Source organism: Bradyrhizobium sp. USDA 3240, assembly GCF_054063295.1.
This window is the reverse complement of record NZ_JBSSGD010000002.1, coordinates 7,895,442-7,911,087: the sequence shown is the minus strand read 5'-3', so window position 1 is coordinate 7,911,087 and position 15,646 is coordinate 7,895,442. Positions and strand designations below refer to the sequence as shown.

The window sequence follows — 15,646 nt, the reverse complement described above, 5'->3', positions numbered from 1 at the left end:
CGCTGCAGCAAGGCAGCGCGGACGCCGTCGCGGCGCATCTTTCCATCGGCATGACGGAGCCACATCACAGGCAATCCGGCGCGATCGGTCGGCATCCGAAGATGCACCGTCGCAGGCAAGATAACGTGCGTTCCGTCGTTCGTGTGCTGCACCAGTCCTCATCCGCTCGCGCGGAGCTCCGTGTTCAATTCGCGGCGGGCATCGTGCCGCCGACGTGCAAATCCCTTGCGCTTCTCATGCGTAGACTCCGAGCAGCCGGCGATCCTTGGCCGCGGCGCGCGCGCTGACGTCTGCTGCCGCGACATCCGGGTCACCGCAGTAGAACGTGCCGCTGCTCCACATGGCGTGCATGATCACGGCGAGCTTGCGCGCCACCGCCACGGTCGCCTTGCGGTGCGAGGACCGCCTGGCCAGTGCCAGCCCCCAGCTCTTGACCTTGTCCTTTTTCTTGTAGCGGGTGAGCAGCGCGCTCGCCGCCTCGTAGAGCGCGCGGCGCACGTCGCCGTCGCCGGCCTTGCTGATCCGCCCGTGGACGTCGATCGACGAACCGGACTGCCAGCGCCGCGAGGTCAGGCCAAAATATGCCGCCACATCGCGCGACCTCTTGAAGCGCGAGGGATCGTCGACCGCGGTCATGAAGCTCAAGGCCGCGATCGGGCCAACGCCGGGAATCTGCATGAAGCGCCGGCACAGCTCGTGGCCGGCGACCAGCTTGACCACCAGGTCATGCAGCCGGCAGTATTGTTGCCATAGCGCCGCGCGCGCGGCCAGCATGGCGTCGATCAGCTCGCTGACCAGCGCGTCGCCGTCCACGGCCTCGCGCACGGCTTGCGCAAAGCCGCCACGGCTGACCCGGTTCAGGCGGATGCCGAACACCTTCAGCGAATGCCGGATCGCGTTCTCGAGATCCAGAAACTTGCGCTTCAGATTGCGCCGGTGCGTCAGCAGCAGCCGCAGCCGGTAGCAGGCCGCGCTCTTGATATGCGCACGCCGGAACCAGCCGGTGCGCATGATATGGGCAATCCCGAGCGCGTCCGCCTTGTCGGTCTTGTTGCGCTGCGCCTTCAGCGCCGCGCGCACATGCAGGGTCTCCAGGCAGACCGCCGGCAATCCAAGTCTTAACAGCTCCGGATGCAGCCAGGGCGACAGCGAGCCGGCCTCGTGGCCAAGCCGCCGCAAGCGGCCGAGATACAGCGCCAGCGCCGCCTTGATCGCGTCGGGATCGGTCACCACCGCCGCCTCCAGCAGCACCTTGCCCTTGTCGTCCACCACGCAGATCGCCGTCTCGTCCATGCCGACATCCAGGCCACAGAAGAATTCCATCACACGCCTCCCGCGTTGCTGAGGCGACGCAGTGTGCGGGTTATTCAGCGTGCAGACCACTTGCGCTGCGGCCGCACGCTCCGCAGCAGGCCGATTACGGGCGGCCCTCTTAATCGGTCGTCTTGTGCGCTTCATCTCAGCCATTGTCGCTTCCTCTCTTTGCTGTGACAAGGTCCTTGCATCGACGCCACGCAGCCTCACCGACCACGAGAGTCCCGGTGCGCCGTGCACTCTTGCGCGCTCGTCGACGGGCGTACATTCGCTGCGACAAGGCAGCCGGTAACCGTCGCGGCGCATCTTTCCATCGGTCGGACGGAGCCACATCACAGGCATTTTCCGTGGTCCAGGCGCCCCTTTTGGGGCGTGGCCACACGCAAGATAACGTGCGTTCCGTCGTCGTGGATCTGCACCAGGTCTCATCCGCTCGTCGCGGAGCTCCGTGTTCAAAACGTCGCGTTCATCACCTCTCAATCGGTCTCCCAAATTCGGCCCCGCGACCTCACGCGAGGGGCGCGAGCAGCCTGCGTTGCTTGACGGCGGCGCGGGCGCTGACGTCCGCCTTGGCGGCGTCCGGATCGCCGCAGTAGAACGTGCCGTCGACCCACATCTCGTGCATGATCACGGCGAGCTTGCGCGCCACCGCGACCGTTGCCTTGCGGTGCGAGCTGCGTTTGGCGAGCGCCAGACCCCAACTTTTGACCTTGTCCTTCTTCTTGTAGCGGGTCAAAAGCGCGCTCGCCGCCTCGTACAGCGCGCGCCGTACATCGCCATCGCCGGCCTTGCTGATCCGGCCCTGGATGTCGATCGAGGCGCCAGACTGCCAGCGCCGCGAGGTCAGGCCAAAATAGGCGGCGACGTCGCGCGAGCGCCTGAACCGGGAAGGGTCGTCAATCGCGGTCATGAAGCTCAGCGCCGCGATCGGGCCGACACCCGGAATCTGCATGAAGCGCCGACACAGCGCGTGGCCGGCGACCAGCTTCACCACCAGATTGTGCAGCCGGCAGTACTCTTTCCATAGCGCCGCGCGCGCGTTCAGCATGGCGTCGATCAGCTCGCTGACCAGCGCATCCTGTGCTACCGCGTCGCGCACCGCCTGCGCAAAACCGCCCCGCCCGACCCGGTTCAGGCGGATGCCAAACGCCTTCAGCGAGTGCCGGATCGCGTTCTCGAGGTCGAGATACTTGCGCTTCAGATTGCGCCGGTGGGTCAACAAAAGCCGCAGCCGATAGCAGGCTTCGCTCTTGATATGCGCCTTGCGGAACCAGCCGGTGCGCATGATGTGGGCGATGCCGAGCGCGTCGGTTTTGTCGGTCTTGTTGCGCTGCGCCTTCAGCGCCGCGCGGACGTGCAGCGTCTCCAGACACACCGCCGGCAAGCCCAGTTTGACGAGCTCCGGATGCAGCCAGGGCGACAGCGACCCCGCCTCATGGCCGAGCCGCCGCAGCCGCGCAAGATACGGTTTGAGCGCCGCCTTGATCGCCTCCGGATCGGTCACGACCGTGGTTTGCAGCGCCACCGCACCCTTGTCGTCGACCACGCAAATCGCGCTTTCGTCCATGCCGACATCCAGTCCACAGAACCATTCCATCGCACGCCTCCCGCGTTGCTGAGACGGCGCAGTGTGCGGAATATTCAGCTCGCGGACCACGTCAGCAGCGGCAATTCCCGGCGCAGACCGATTACGGGCGGCACTCTCCTCCTCCCTCGAAGCGCCATTGATTTCGCTGGAAGAAGCTGCCTGGCCAGTTTGCAAGCGATGCTGCGAAGTGATCAAGGCGCGAGCCTGACGAACGATCGCGCGCAAGGTCTCGACGCGCGCGATCGCCGAAGATCAGCCGGTCAGATATCCGGATTCCAGGTCCAGAGCGGTCGCGCCACTCCCAGAATATCGCACCTCAAGACCGGCCCGAAGTAGCGCGAGTCGAACGAGAGCGGATGCGGCTGCAACAGGAAAAACTCTCCCTCGACCAGCCGCAGGCAGCCCGCCCATGACGGCAGCGCCCGGCCCGCCTGATCCGTCTCCTGGACTTCCGCCACAGCTTTGCCGTCGATCAGGATCATATCTGCCAGTCCCTTCGATCGGCATATTTCGTCGCCCCCGACGCCCACAACCGTCTTGAGGAGCGGTACCGGCGCGGGCAGGATCTCATGGGCGACGATCAGGAGCTCGATGGCGGGCGGCGGCCTGAAGACGGCGAGTTCGCCGCGCGTTGGGTATCTCTGTTCCAGATAATAGAAGCCAAGCGGCGCACTGCCGGTGGCATTGAAGATCAGAATTGGCGTGCCTGGTGCAGCCGACAGCAACAAGAGGATGATGCCGCCGCACATCGCCGCAACGATCGTGGTCCTAACCCACAGGCGATGATGTCTAATCCGCATCGGAGGTCGACCTCCGCTTGCTCGCCTGCGACCATTCGACGAGATCCTCGATGTGATAGCGGACATAACGGCCATGCTTGCGATAGGCTGGGCCTCGTCCGTGTACCCGCATCTTTTCCAGGGTGTTCTTGGTGAGCCTGAGCCAGGCTGCGGCCTCCACTGTGTTCAGAAACGGCTTGTCGGGCTGTCTGTCTTCGATTTTAGTCATCTGCGAGCTGTCCCTTGCTGCGCGCCCGCTCGATGGGCGGGACGCAAGGGGAAGCGTCGTCAGATTGAGTGCGTGAATCGAAGTGGCGAAAATCGTGCGGCCTGATTTGCCATCCCTGGCCGGCAAGGCTGATCAAGCAAGCGGAAGGCAAAGGCGCTAAAGCATGATCCGGAAAACCGCTTCGCACCTTTCCGAACAGATCATGCTCAAACAAAGCGCTAAAGGCGCGATGACGATTCAAACCAATTTGATCGCGCTTAGCCGAGCAGGTCGCGGTAGCCGCCCTTCATCAGCTCATTGCCTTTGGCGACCAGCCGCCGGGTGCGGTCCTTCAGGAACTGGCTTGGGCCGAGCCATTCGTCGGCGACCATCTTCGGCCCGAAGATCGTGATTGCGATCTGCCGGTAGGTCTTGCCTTTGAGGCTCTCGTCGAGCGCGATCAGCGCATGACGCAGCCGCTCGTCCGAGCCTAACGATGCTCTCTGCGGCACGGCGGATTCCGGCTCCATGAAGCGCAGCAGTCGTTTCAAGAGCTCGGTCTGGGCTGAAAGATCGGAAAGGCCCTCGAGCTCGAAGGCCGGCGCAAACGATCTCGTCAGCACCGCAAGCCCGCGGATGTCGAGGGCGACATGAATACCCCTGCCCTTCAACAAGACCAGCGATGCGCCATCGGCATCGATCACCGCATCGCGCGCAACCTTGAAGTCGGCAAGCGAGCGCGGCGGCGCTCCGTTCCCCTCAGCAAGCGGCCGCGCCCACAGCTGGACGGTCCGCCGCAGGGCGTCCGGATGCCAGAAAACCGGCGTCCCGCGGGCGCATTTCATCGGATCGGCAAAGGCATGGAGTCCCCATTTTTCTGCGCGCAGAAACCGCCGCGGCAGCCGCAACAGCCGTGTGCCGTCGCAAAGCGTCGTCACCACGAGACGTTGTGGAACCGAGCTCCGCCAGTCCGCGGCATAGTCGGCGTTCCGCCGCAAGAATTCCCATGCCCAGTCGGTCGCGTCATAGCCGTCCGTGTCGCAGGAGACCGCCTCGCAACTTCGCGGCAGGCGCTGTCTGTGCTGGGGCAGGTTCAACGGCGCCTCGACTCGCTTTTTAGTTGAGCAGGTGATCGTTCTGCCCAATTGGGGCAAGAGAGCGGCCCCCGCGGAGAGCACCCGCGGGGGCCGGAGCGCATCAATCCGCCGGGTTCCAGATCAGTGCGAAAACGTTCTCGTCGTCCTGCCCGGCGGCACGGCCGAGGTTGGCGTAGAGCTTGCGCGGGCCGAACTCGGGAGCCGCCAGGGAGAGATTCACATAGTCCTTGCGGCTGTTTTCCCCGCGGCGGATCCAGCCTGCGCCGATCTCGACGCCCTGGGTGACGACCCGAAAGTCCGGGTGAGTGTCCGCGGTCTTGTCGCGGTTCGGCACGATGTCGATGTCGGCCCGGATGGACACGGTCTTGAGCTGGCCCTTGTAGCCGCCGTTCTCGTTCCTGGTGACGTATCCGATCGCAGTCATGGTCTGTCTCCTTTGATGACGCAGAGGCCGATCCCCTGCGATGGCGAGACCGTCATGGGAAGCGAAACGCCACCGAACCCGTCAGGGGCGAAGCGATAGCGGCGCACCCGAGGAGGCGAATTTTTTGAAGCGCAGCGGCCGCGAGGAGCCGGGACCGCAGGGACCGGCGGGGAAAAAAGGAGATGGCGAGGGTTTTGGCTGGCGGAGCGCTTCCCATAGGTCGTCAAGCCCACAAGCAGGAGATCGAACCTTTGAGGCTCACACAGTACAGTCCGTGACTGCGCCGGTTGGCCCCAGGGCGGCGCGTCTCGACAAGAGTGGAGATTGTCCAGTAGCGCATCGCCGGAATCGGGCCGAACCGCGACAAGAGCGCGGATACTCACCCGGGTTTCCACGTTGTCATCAGATGCATCGCGACTGGCGCTCGGCGAGCCGGTGCGGAGAAAACAGCCGCAAGGACTATGTGAGCCTGTCGCTGTCGGCTCCCGAGTGCGGACCGCGCAGACCCTACGCCAATCGCGGCCCGCGCCGCTGGTACGTCGACAAATCACGCTTCATCACCGTCTGCGGATCGCAAACATTGCATGCCCTGACATCAGCGAGAGGCCTTGCACTGCTCATCATCGGCGAGGTCGCGACACTTCAACCAGTGCGTTAACCCAACGTGGTATCAATTTTGCTAGTTTCATATTAGCTTGATGGCGCGCGCACCGGCTCACGGCGTCCGCGCATTCGTCAAGCCAATCAAACCACGAGGACGACATGGCCAAGAAAGCGAAGAAGGCGAAAAAGACGGCGAAGGCGACCAAGAAGGTCGCGAAAAAGACCAAGAAGATGAAGAAGTAGCGCGCGGTTTTTCGCACGCCCAAGCCGCCGCGGAATCGCGAACCATCGTGATGGTCATACCGGACGCATCGCAAGATGTTCGTCCGAGGACGCGGCGACGATCAGACCGGCCCCATGTGCGCACGGCTCGAGCAGCCACTGAATTGATGCACATGGGTCCGGTTTTTCAGAACCTTTGGCTCCGGCCGTCATTCTCACCGGACCGGATGATGTGCCCCTGATGGCTTCGCGCGTTATCGCCGCTCGCCGATTCCTGCAGCGGAACAGCCCTCAGGGCGGCCTCCCGCGCCGATGCATTGCCGGTAGCGCCAGGGCTCGACAAATCGTCCAGCCCACATGCCGACCTGTTTGCCTCGCGCCTCGATTTCGGCGGGCGCGTAGTCGCCCCTGCTGTAGCGTGGCCAGTCGATCGCGAGCCCGTCGCGCACCAGCCAGTCCGCAAGGTCGACCCTTCCGACGGTGCAGACGGCAACCGTTCGGCTGTAGCGGTCGCGGTCGACCTCGACGCACGCGACCGCTTGCCTGCCGATGAACTCGGCGAGCGCGTTCGACGCCACTTGCCCGCAGCGATAGCGCTCGCCGCGCCGGTCGTGGCAGAGCTGGTCGTGCTCGGGGGCGTCGATCCCGTAAAGGCGCACGCGCGCACCATGGATTTCGATGGTATCGCCGTCGATGACGCTCGCTTGCCCGGTCACGTCGTCGGCGCGCGCCTGCTTCGCCGGCGTTGTGGCAATCACCAGCAATGCGAGCGCGCAGCTCACAAACGGCTGCCATCCCAACACCTGATTCAACCGAACGAAGACCAACTCTGGCGACATCTTCGAGCTAGCCAAATCCACGCGGAGACCCGGTTTCCACTTGTCAGGACCACGCGCTATGGCGTGCCAACGCTCAGGGAGGAAGCGACCCGCGCCAGCACCACGACGGTCGCGGTCAGCGTCGTCCCTCCGATCAGAACCTGTACAACGCACCGCTTCACCATGGCACTGCCGTCAACAAAGACGCTGAATGCATTTTGCATGGGCTCGGCTCCGTCCAGTTCCTTCCATGGATCGAGCCGGACTCATAGTCTGAGTCGCGGGGCTCGCGCCTCAGGCTTATTTTCCGGGGTGTTAGGGTTTGATTCACGACTCGGGCTCTCCCGAAGGCGGCTGCGGCGGAGGCCGCCGCAGCCGAATCGGGGGGCAGGCACATCGACCCACTCCTTTTGCTGGCTCCTGGTCGCCGACGTGAGGAGCCGCGGGTCTTCGCTCTCGATCCCGCCCTGGCGAAACGCCTCCTTGATCTTTGGTCGCAGGCCCGCGATTGCGAGCCGCTGCTTGACCCGAAGCTCAGTCACGCCGAACGTCGCGGCGATCTCCTCCACCTTGCGGCCCTGCTTGAGCAGCCTGGCGAAGGCCTCATACTCCTGAAGTTCATCCATGGGCTCGCCCGCGACGTTCTCGATCAGGGAGGCTTCCGTCGGGCGGTTTGCGCCCATGGCGGACATTGACGGTAGCGACCATGAGGTTGCTCAGCGGAATGTGTTGCAGGTCTATTGTCTTATCTCCTTCGGTTGACGTTGTGGTGCAGGCTCAACAGTTGGGAGCAGCCTCACCGACGAGCCCGATTTCGGGAGGCAATGGGTTGCGCTGGGGCCCAGCTCTTGCGGCCGTGACGGGACTCGCTAAGCCCCCTGCCTGTCCCTCGCCTGGTCTTCAGCGACCGGTGCGCGGAAGCCCAGCAGGAAGTCGGCGGCCTTCGAGGCTTTGCTCGCGGCGCGAAGGATCGCGCGATTGTCCGCGCGCAGCACATCGATCCAGCTGCCGATGTAGTCGGCGTGCCGAACGGTCGGCACGATCGACAGAGACCCGCAAACGAACGCCGCCGTCATCTCGGCGACCAGTTCCTCCGCGGCATAGAGCTTTGACCCGAAGGCCCCGCCCTGATCGCGGTTCAGCCGGCGATGATGGCCGGTCCAGTGCCCTAGTTCATGAAACAGCGTGCGGTAATAGTTGATCTGGTCAAAGAAAGCCGATTGTGGCGGCAGGCAAACCACGTCTTCGCGCGGGGCATAGAACGCCTGATCGCCGCCGTGACGGATGTCGGCAAGCGTCGCGCGCGCGAGCGCTTCCGCTTCCGGCACGATCTGACGCTCCGGCAATTCCGGCGCAGATTCCAGGCAACGATCGGGAAGTCCCTCGCATTGCGCGACGTTGAACACGATGTAGCGGCGCAGGAACGGGATCGCCTCGGTTTCGTGCCCGTCGCCTTGCGCGAACACCGGATCGCCGGGTTCGCTTCGGCGATCCCTGGGGACGAACTTGTCGGCATAGCAGACCCCGACTCCCCGCTCGCCCTTGCGCACGGTCCCGCCCAGAGCCGCCGCCTGCCGGAAGGTGAGCCACCGCTGCGAGGCGAAGCCTCCATCGAACAGCCGTTTCCACAGGATCAGGATGTTGATCCCGGAATAGCTGCTGCCGGTCGCCGCATTGCGCGGCAATCCGAGCAAGGCATTCTTCGTGGTGGCGCCCCAAGGCTGCGCCCAAGGGAAAATGCCCGCCTCCAGATCGGCGATGATCCGCGCGGTGACGTCTTCATAGAGGCTCGGCTTCGCCTTGGTCGCGCGATCGCGCGCGGCACGCTTCGACATGATGATCTCCGTTCGCTCGTCTTCCGCGCCCTGCCCCGGAAAGGCGGGGTGGGCGGCGAAGAGCGACCGGACAGCCCGAACGCAGAGGCAAGCCGCACCGGAACGGCCGAAGCGCAGCGGAGGACCGCGAGGATCGGCATTTTCGTCAGCGGCGACTTTCACGACCCCGCGGTTGCGGCTTGCCGGTTCGGGGCTATACGGGAGCGACGCCCACACCGCCGACGGTGGACCGCCCAATAATTTGCCGGCCGCTCGCGGCCCGCTCCATAGCCGCTTCGTCCTCGACGACCCTTGAGTTCGCGCCCCGAACCTATGATCAACGTCAGCCGAAGGCTGACCTGGTCCTCAGAATAATGGCGTATGGGCAAGAGCGTAGGCGGAGACCATTCACGGCCCTGCGGCCGGTTGGAGTAAAATCGTAGAAGCGTCGGCGGCGTGACGCCGCCGTTGGCCTGGATGTTGGGAACGACTACCCGGCGAAGAGCTCGCCACTGGCTTCCGCCAAGGATCGAAGCCGAAGGCTGCAGACCGCGTCAGCGGGCCCGGTTCACCGAGAGCCCGTCGGGCGGCAAACTGGTCGAACGCGCAGGACTTTGACTGCCTTACGCCACGTCCAACATCCACGAGACCAGCCGGCATACCTCGATGTCTCGAAGACCTCGGCTCCCTTCTGTTGCGGTCTGACAAGCGCTGGTCGGAATGATGCCCCGTACAGCCAGTCGTGGCCATCCCGGTCAATCATCGGAGTCGATCCGCTCCAAGCCATTGATGGCTAAGTGAGACATAGGAGATGCAACGCCTACACGAGAATACCGTGACGAAACGCCTCGGCCACGCAATGCGCGATAGTCAGACAATTCAACTTGGCCCTGGCGTTATCAAGATGAAACGAGACCGTTCGGGGAGCGATACTCATCAGCAAAGCGGTGTCAGTCACGGTCTTCCCCTGGGCTGCCCAGGCGAGACACAATCGCTCGCGTTGAGTTAGCTGACGGTCAGAAGGCAACCGTTTGATTTTGTCGATGCCGCTGCAGCGTGCATGGAAGTAGATGGCGGCGACACGAACGAGCAATGCCACCTCTTCGATAACCGTTCGCTGCGACCCGTCGCTTGACGCCATCGTGAAGGCCGCAATTCGACCAAAGCCCCACTTGATTGGCACCGTCACTCCGGTCGATATGCCAAACGCCATCGCGTCATTGCGGAAACAGCTTTGTCGACAATCCTTCCGACTACCGGCGGGCGTGACCGCCCATCCAAAGATATCGTTGTCGAGCTGCGCTCGCCTGACGACGGGATCCACCTTCTGATAGTCGGCCTCGACGTAACGCCGAACCCAGGCAACAGGATAAGACGTAAGTATCTTCGTCTCGTCACAGTCACATCGAAGATAAGCAAACCAATTGAACCCCAGGCCGCGCGCAAGCAGGCGCCCCGCTGCTTCAATTCCCTTTTCGTCATCCGCGACCTGGATCGCATCGACATATTCAAAGAACGCCTTCTCTCTGGAAGTGATCATGACACAGAGCGACTTGTTTGATTTGCGGGTATCCTGCAACGAAATGATGCCCGTCGACTGGAGCTTCTTGATGTCACCCACAGGGCGTTCGCACGCATGCTCCGACGATTCCGGCCAACCTCCCGCCAGCTAGTCGATGTTGTAGTCGGCCTGCCGAAAATGCCTGGCCCGGCGCCCGAACTGAAAGCAGAACCCTGGCCATAGGGTTGTGATCTTGCCGCTCGCGGTCTGATACCAGCTTCTGCAGCCCGACTTCCAGACCGTCCCGGTCAGGTCCCGCTGCAGCTCGCGGTTATATCGATCGTGGACCTCCGGCTTGACCTCCACGCGGGCCGCTTTCCGCCGGCGTGCCTCCGCGATGGTCTCGCAGATCTGGTTCACATTGGTCTCGATCATATAGATCATGGAGTTGTGCCCGAGCCCGGTATTCGGCCCCGTGATTGTGAACAGGTTGGGGAATCCCTTGATGCTCGTGCCGAGGTAGGCTTCGCCGCCATTCGCCCAATGTGTCTTCAGTGCGACGCCGTCGTGGTTGGTGATATCCGCATTCTGCAGGAGCGCAGTTGCCTGGAACCCCGTGCCGTAGATTATTACGTCTGCGGCGCGCGCGACGCCGTCGGCCGTGATGATCGCGTTGGCACCAACGCCCGCGATAGCGCTACTGATGACCGAGACATTCGGCCGGCTGAGCGCCGGATACCAATCGTTCGAAATGAGGATGCGCTTGCATCCCATCGCGTAGCGCGGCGTGACCCGCTCCCGCAGGGCCGGATCCGCGACCTGGGCTTCGATATGTCGCCGTGCGAGCGCTTCCGCGCCTTTCATCAGCTGCGGCTTGAAGATGCCGATCCCTTGGTACTCGTTGCGCCAGAAGATCAACTCGCGATACAATTTTCGGACGAACGGCACCGCGCCGAAAATGAATTTTTCCGCGCGGGTAAACAGACGGTCGGGGCGCGGCACGACCCAGGGCGGTGTCCGCTGATAGACGTCCAGCTGTTTTACGCGCGCCGCGATTTCCGGCACGAACTGGATAGCGCTCGCTCCCGTGCCGACAACCGCGACCCGCTTGCCGTCCAGCGCGACGGTGTGATTCCAGGCCGCCGAGTGAAACGAGGGGCCGGAGAAGTCAGCCGCGCCGTTCAAGGCGGGGATCGCCGGCTCGCTGAGCCCGCCGGTGGCCAGCACCAGGAAGCGGCAGCGAAACCTGTTCCCACCGCAGTCGATATGCCATTTGCCCTCGGACGCCTCGAACCGTGCACCGCGAAAGGTCGTGTTGAATCGCACATAATCAAGCACGCCGTATTTGCGCGCGGTTTGCTGCATGTAGGCCTTGATCTCGGGCTGCCGCGGATATTTGCGTGACCAGTCCGGTTTGCCTTCGAAGGAGAATGAGTACAGGTGCGAGGGGATGTCGCAGGCGGCGCCCGGATAGTGATTGTCCCGCCAGGTCCCGCCGATCTCGCTCCCCCGCTCCAGCACCAGAAAGCTCGTGATGCCTGCCCGGATCAGCGCGATCGCCATGCCGAGCCCGGAGAAGCCGGTCCCGACAATAATGATCTCCTGGTCGATCTCTGGTTCTGCTGGCTGCACCTTCGTCTCCACGAGCTCACACGCAATTATGACAACCGTTGTTATGTAACTTGACCTGAATCTTCCCTTGGCGGAGGCCGACTCAGGGCGCGCGGGCCGCGTAGAAATCGTTCAGCACGGTGCGGAACACCCGCTCTGGATAGCGGTCGGGGTTGATGACCCACGCCATGCCGAGGCCGTCGATCAACGCCAGACATCCGATCGCATCGTCGCGGTCGTTGCCTTTCGAGGTCAGAAGCCCGGCGGCCCTCATGCTGGCAAACCCCTTCGTCACCTCGGCGATTTGCTCGCTGTGATGCTTACGGTACTCCGCCATCAGCTTTTCTCGTCCCACCGCATAGCCCATGAACGCAGTCCACACCCGCCAATTGTCCTTGCTGTCCTTCGACGTCGGGAGAATCGTCAGCCAGCACGACACCACGTTCTTCATGGTCAGATCCGACTTTCTCTCCGGAAACTCGACCTGCTGCATCGCCTTGATCACGCGGTCAAGCGCGAACAGCAGTAGTTCGTCCTTGTCGCGAAAGTAGTGGGTGACGATGCCAGTGGTGCCGCCGAGCTCCTGGGCGATGGAACGGATGCTCGTGCGATCGACACCGTCCCTGATGATCACGCGCCAGGCACACTCCACGACATCCGCCCGCCGGGCGCGCTGATTCTCCGACAACTGTCTCATCTGGTCCCGTCCCGCCGAGCTAGTCCGACCGCCGGCCGCGAATCCGGAAGGCCGTCGATACGATCACATAACTGAACGTATACTGGATCAAGCTCGACGTTGCAGCAATGATCGCCAGCGACCGGGCCACCGTGAGGGAGGTATCGAGGCCTGCCTGTTCGCAGTAACTTTCGATTTGATCTTGTGCCACCACCGTAGCCACCACCCAGAAGATCAGGGTGCCAGTCAGCCAGCAGAACCCCGGCCAGAACCACTTCGCGCTCCGCGGCAGCGGCGGGGCGAACCGACCCGCCCGGCGCTGTTTGATCATCCAACCATAGGCGAACAACGAATACGCCCAAGAGACGATCAGGCCGCCATAGATCTCGTCGAACACATTTTCCTCGGTCGACGAAACCAGTGCCGTGACGATCTCCGCGAATGATTTGCCGGAAAGGTCCGGCGTCGGGACGTAGAGCAGGATGGTTGAGGCATCCCAGTACTCGATCAAGGCAATGACGCACACAATGGGTACGACGAAGATGGCGTCGACCAGCGCCGACATCGCAGCCGGATAGTTCTTTTGGTTGATCTGTCGCAGACACCAACGGCCGACGCCACGCTTGCGGGCTGCCTTCACTGGTTCGCTCACAATAGCGGTCATCTCAAGCCGCCTCCTCTCGCACGGTTCGTAACAATGCCCCCTCCAGCGCCGGCGCGGTGGTGAACGGCGCGAGCCGTCGGAAGAATCGATCGGGATCGACGCCCGCTTCCGGAGCGAAGGCGCCGCGGCGGTCCACTTCCCCGGCCATCAGCATCTCGGTCATGATCGCGGTTGGAATGCAGGTAGCGCTCGCCATGCCGCCTGGAATTTCACCGCGCATTGACACCCCGACCCGCAGGCGCTGGTCTTGCCGGATGCCCTCCGCATAGGCCGACAGCATGGGGAGATATTTCTTTCGGGTGACGATCTCAACGCCGGCGCCCCAGGTGAAGCGGGCCGCCTCCTTCAGCGCAGCGCCGAACCCCAGCGTGTCGCTCTGGGCGAACACTTTTCCCAAATAGGCAACCGCGTCGTCGAAGGGGATGCCCTTCTCCTCGATCTGCCGGGTCATCGACCGGAGCACCGAGATAATTCCCCGTGGCATATCCATCGCGTTCACGCTGTGGCGAAGCGTCGGAAAGCGGCGCGGCAGCGAGATCGGCTCGGGGTGCCCGATAGTGTGCACCGGCACTCGGCCAATGCCCGGGTAGTCGATACGCAGACGCTGCAGCGGGCGCACATCGACCAGCGCCCCCTCGCGATGCACCCGGATGCGGCCGATCAGCATCGCCAGGAAGTGATGAAGCACGGCGCTGTTCTCCGCCACATCGTCTTCGGCGGAACGTTTGCCGGTGCCCCAAACGGTATGCAATGTATCGACGCGGTCGAATTCGGCCGCCGCCTTCACGGCCAGCAGGTTCGAGATCCCGGGACTTGCGCCGGCGCCGATGATCGCGGTGATCCCCGCCGCCCTCGCCTCGTCATCCAGGGCCAACAGGTCGATGGTCGGCTGCCAGTCGTCGCAGATATCGAGATAGTGCGTGCCGGCGGCGATCGCGGCCTTGAGCACGGTGGTGCCGAACCGGTAGTACGGGCCGACGGTCGAGATCACGACATCGGCGCCCTGAAGCGCCGTGTTTAGATCGTTGGCGTCGTTGACGTCGAGTCCGGTCGCCTTGATCCGGGAATCGCCTAGCTCATAGCTGAGCTGCCGCGCAGCCTGGAAAGCGCGGTCGGCGATCGTGATCGATCCGAATGTCCTCGTGCCCAGCAGGGTCTTGACCGCGACTCGGCCCATCGCGCCAGCTCCTCCGAGAACCAGCAGTTTGTTGTCTTGGCTCATATTCGGGCCTTTCAAGGTAAGAGGCTGCTAGAAATGGTGCTTGACGATGGCGGACACACCGGAGACCCAGGGCGTTTCCACCACAGGCGTGCCCCGGACATTGTCGGTGAGATAGACGATACCGCCGAGCAGCTCGACCGACAGGGTCTTGTCGATCCAGTATTCCAGGTCGACAATCGCATCGACGCTCTTGATGCCGGCCGATGGGCGCTTCGCCACGCCACCAGCGAGCTCGATGAGCTCCGATGCGCGCCCGGTGATCGTGCCTCCGAAACCGTCGGACACTGTCGTCATCGGATCGAAGAGCGCATCGACCGCCTTTTGGTTAGCCCAGGTAACCGAGCCGCCGACGGTCAGCGTGAGATCCGGACGCAATTCGAACAAGTGAAATGCGCCCATCGACAGTTTCTCGCTCTGCGATCCGCCGAGAACGCGGGAATAGCGCGCCGCGACCTGGCTGTTGCCGAACGTGTAGGTCGCAAATATCCGTAGATCCGGCGCGACAATCGCGTCCGCGCGCCGTAGATCGAGTTTTCGACTTTCTTGTCGAAAGCGCTTTCATAGGTCAGAGCGAGACCGACCTTCAGCGCCTCGGTGCTCACCATATAGACGCCAACCTGCGGCTTGGCGTCCGCGCCGATGTCCAGTCCCATATTGTCGGTAATGCTGAAGAAGAAGCGGTCGTTGAAGGTAATGTTGAAGTCCGGCGCGGCAAACGTCTTGCGCCCCTTCGCCCCCTCATACTCACTCTGATTGCTGAGTCGTAGACCGATGTGCCCCTCGACCTTGAGGCCCGACGGATCGTCCGGCAGCGTCACGGCGGCTGCCGGCTCCGCATTGGCGACCGCGTCGCCGGCCGCCACGAAAGTCCCGGTCGCTGGCGCCAGCGAACCTGGCGGCGTCGCGCCCGCTGCGGGGGATCGCGGCTTCGCATGTCGCCGCCCTTCGGCATTTTGCTTCAGCGCTTTGCTGTCCTTGCTACGCGCGCCGGACGCCGCACCCGCGTCCGCATCCGATCGATCCGCATTCGTCGCCGCTTCGATGTCGGTAACGGCCTGCGGTGTCGTCGAGGCCGCAGGCCTCGCCATGCCTGCCTTGACGTCAG

The 15,646-nt window shown here is 63.4% G+C and carries 16 protein-coding genes; all 16 read right to left on the bottom strand.

What is annotated here, in order from left to right:
- Positions 1–234: 234 nt before the first annotated feature.
- Positions 235–1,323 carry an IS110 family RNA-guided transposase gene (locus ACVIGA_RS37695; protein WP_456665228.1) on the bottom strand — a complete coding sequence of 363 codons (1,089 nt, stop codon included), beginning with the start codon at positions 1,321–1,323 and terminating at the stop codon, positions 235–237.
- A 499-nt stretch (positions 1,324–1,822) separates the two neighbouring features.
- On the bottom strand, positions 1,823–2,911 hold the full coding sequence (locus ACVIGA_RS37690) for an IS110 family RNA-guided transposase (RefSeq protein ID WP_456670024.1): 1,089 nt from the start codon (positions 2,909–2,911) through the stop codon (positions 1,823–1,825).
- A gap of 251 nt (positions 2,912–3,162) precedes the next feature.
- Positions 3,163–3,702: a S26 family signal peptidase gene (locus tag ACVIGA_RS37685; protein ID WP_456670023.1), complete on the bottom strand. Its 540-nt coding sequence runs from the start codon at positions 3,700–3,702 to the stop codon at positions 3,163–3,165.
- Positions 3,692–3,910 (bottom strand): helix-turn-helix domain-containing protein, encoded by a 219-nt coding sequence (locus ACVIGA_RS37680; protein ID WP_456670022.1) that lies wholly within the window; start codon positions 3,908–3,910, stop codon positions 3,692–3,694. The genes ACVIGA_RS37685 and ACVIGA_RS37680 overlap by 11 nt, the downstream gene beginning before the upstream one ends.
- Positions 3,911–4,167: 257 nt before the next feature.
- Positions 4,168–4,986, bottom strand: a complete 819-nt coding sequence (locus ACVIGA_RS37675; RefSeq protein WP_456670021.1) for a DNA -binding domain-containing protein — start codon at positions 4,984–4,986, stop codon at positions 4,168–4,170.
- A 100-nt stretch (positions 4,987–5,086) separates the two neighbouring features.
- The gene (locus ACVIGA_RS37670; protein ID WP_456670020.1) at positions 5,087–5,410 is read right to left on the bottom strand and encodes a DUF736 domain-containing protein; all 324 of its coding nucleotides are present in this window, start codon (positions 5,408–5,410) and stop codon (positions 5,087–5,089) included.
- Between the two features lie 1,079 nt (positions 5,411–6,489).
- Positions 6,490–7,074, bottom strand: a complete 585-nt coding sequence (locus ACVIGA_RS37665) for a thermonuclease family protein (protein WP_456670019.1) — start codon at positions 7,072–7,074, stop codon at positions 6,490–6,492.
- Positions 7,075–7,130: 56 nt separating this feature from the next.
- Positions 7,131–7,277, bottom strand: coding sequence for a hypothetical protein (locus ACVIGA_RS37660; RefSeq protein ID WP_456670018.1), 147 nt, complete (start codon positions 7,275–7,277; stop codon positions 7,131–7,133).
- A gap of 42 nt (positions 7,278–7,319) precedes the next feature.
- Positions 7,320–7,745, bottom strand: a complete 426-nt coding sequence (locus ACVIGA_RS37655) for a ParB/RepB/Spo0J family partition protein (RefSeq protein WP_456670017.1) — start codon at positions 7,743–7,745, stop codon at positions 7,320–7,322.
- A gap of 177 nt (positions 7,746–7,922) precedes the next feature.
- Entirely contained in the window at positions 7,923–8,888 is a 966-nt protein-coding gene (locus ACVIGA_RS37650) for an ArdC family protein (RefSeq protein WP_456670016.1), read from the bottom strand.
- A 799-nt stretch (positions 8,889–9,687) separates the two neighbouring features.
- On the bottom strand, positions 9,688–10,488 hold the full coding sequence (locus tag ACVIGA_RS37645) for a helix-turn-helix transcriptional regulator (RefSeq protein ID WP_456670015.1): 801 nt from the start codon (positions 10,486–10,488) through the stop codon (positions 9,688–9,690).
- 48 nt (positions 10,489–10,536) lie between these two features.
- Entirely contained in the window at positions 10,537–12,000 is a 1,464-nt protein-coding gene (locus tag ACVIGA_RS37640) for a flavin-containing monooxygenase (RefSeq protein WP_456670014.1), read from the bottom strand.
- Between the two features lie 82 nt (positions 12,001–12,082).
- Positions 12,083–12,676, bottom strand: coding sequence for a TetR/AcrR family transcriptional regulator (locus tag ACVIGA_RS37635; RefSeq protein ID WP_456670013.1), 594 nt, complete (start codon positions 12,674–12,676; stop codon positions 12,083–12,085).
- A gap of 19 nt (positions 12,677–12,695) precedes the next feature.
- Complete coding sequence (locus tag ACVIGA_RS37630; RefSeq protein WP_456670012.1) at positions 12,696–13,319, bottom strand: hypothetical protein; 624 nt, start codon at positions 13,317–13,319, stop codon at positions 12,696–12,698.
- 1 nt (position 13,320) lies between these two features.
- Positions 13,321–14,541: a saccharopine dehydrogenase family protein gene (locus tag ACVIGA_RS37625; RefSeq protein ID WP_456670011.1), complete on the bottom strand. Its 1,221-nt coding sequence runs from the start codon at positions 14,539–14,541 to the stop codon at positions 13,321–13,323.
- 27 nt (positions 14,542–14,568) lie between these two features.
- The gene (locus ACVIGA_RS37620) at positions 14,569–15,027 is read right to left on the bottom strand and encodes a MipA/OmpV family protein (RefSeq protein ID WP_456670971.1); all 459 of its coding nucleotides are present in this window, start codon (positions 15,025–15,027) and stop codon (positions 14,569–14,571) included.
- Positions 15,028–15,646 lie beyond the last annotated feature (619 nt).

What these genes read in the sequence shown, in the direction of transcription:
- ACVIGA_RS37695 (WP_456665228.1), bottom strand. Translation starts at nt 1,323, where the DNA reads ATGGAATTCTTCTGTGGCCTGGATGTCGGCATGGACGAGACGGCGATC.
- ACVIGA_RS37690 (WP_456670024.1), bottom strand. Translation starts at nt 2,911, where the DNA reads ATGGAATGGTTCTGTGGACTGGATGTCGGCATGGACGAAAGCGCGATT.
- ACVIGA_RS37685 (WP_456670023.1), bottom strand. Translation starts at nt 3,702, where the DNA reads ATGCGGATTAGACATCATCGCCTGTGGGTTAGGACCACGATCGTTGCG.
- ACVIGA_RS37680 (WP_456670022.1), bottom strand. Translation starts at nt 3,910, where the DNA reads ATGACTAAAATCGAAGACAGACAGCCCGACAAGCCGTTTCTGAACACA.
- ACVIGA_RS37670 (WP_456670020.1), bottom strand. Translation starts at nt 5,410, where the DNA reads ATGACTGCGATCGGATACGTCACCAGGAACGAGAACGGCGGCTACAAG.
- ACVIGA_RS37665 (WP_456670019.1), bottom strand. Translation starts at nt 7,074, where the DNA reads ATGTCGCCAGAGTTGGTCTTCGTTCGGTTGAATCAGGTGTTGGGATGG.
- ACVIGA_RS37660 (WP_456670018.1), bottom strand. Translation starts at nt 7,277, where the DNA reads ATGCAAAATGCATTCAGCGTCTTTGTTGACGGCAGTGCCATGGTGAAG.
- ACVIGA_RS37655 (WP_456670017.1), bottom strand. Translation starts at nt 7,745, where the DNA reads ATGTCCGCCATGGGCGCAAACCGCCCGACGGAAGCCTCCCTGATCGAG.
- ACVIGA_RS37650 (WP_456670016.1), bottom strand. Translation starts at nt 8,888, where the DNA reads ATGTCGAAGCGTGCCGCGCGCGATCGCGCGACCAAGGCGAAGCCGAGC.
- ACVIGA_RS37635 (WP_456670013.1), bottom strand. Translation starts at nt 12,676, where the DNA reads ATGAGACAGTTGTCGGAGAATCAGCGCGCCCGGCGGGCGGATGTCGTG.
- ACVIGA_RS37630 (WP_456670012.1), bottom strand. Translation starts at nt 13,319, where the DNA reads ATGACCGCTATTGTGAGCGAACCAGTGAAGGCAGCCCGCAAGCGTGGC.
- ACVIGA_RS37625 (WP_456670011.1), bottom strand. Translation starts at nt 14,541, where the DNA reads ATGAGCCAAGACAACAAACTGCTGGTTCTCGGAGGAGCTGGCGCGATG.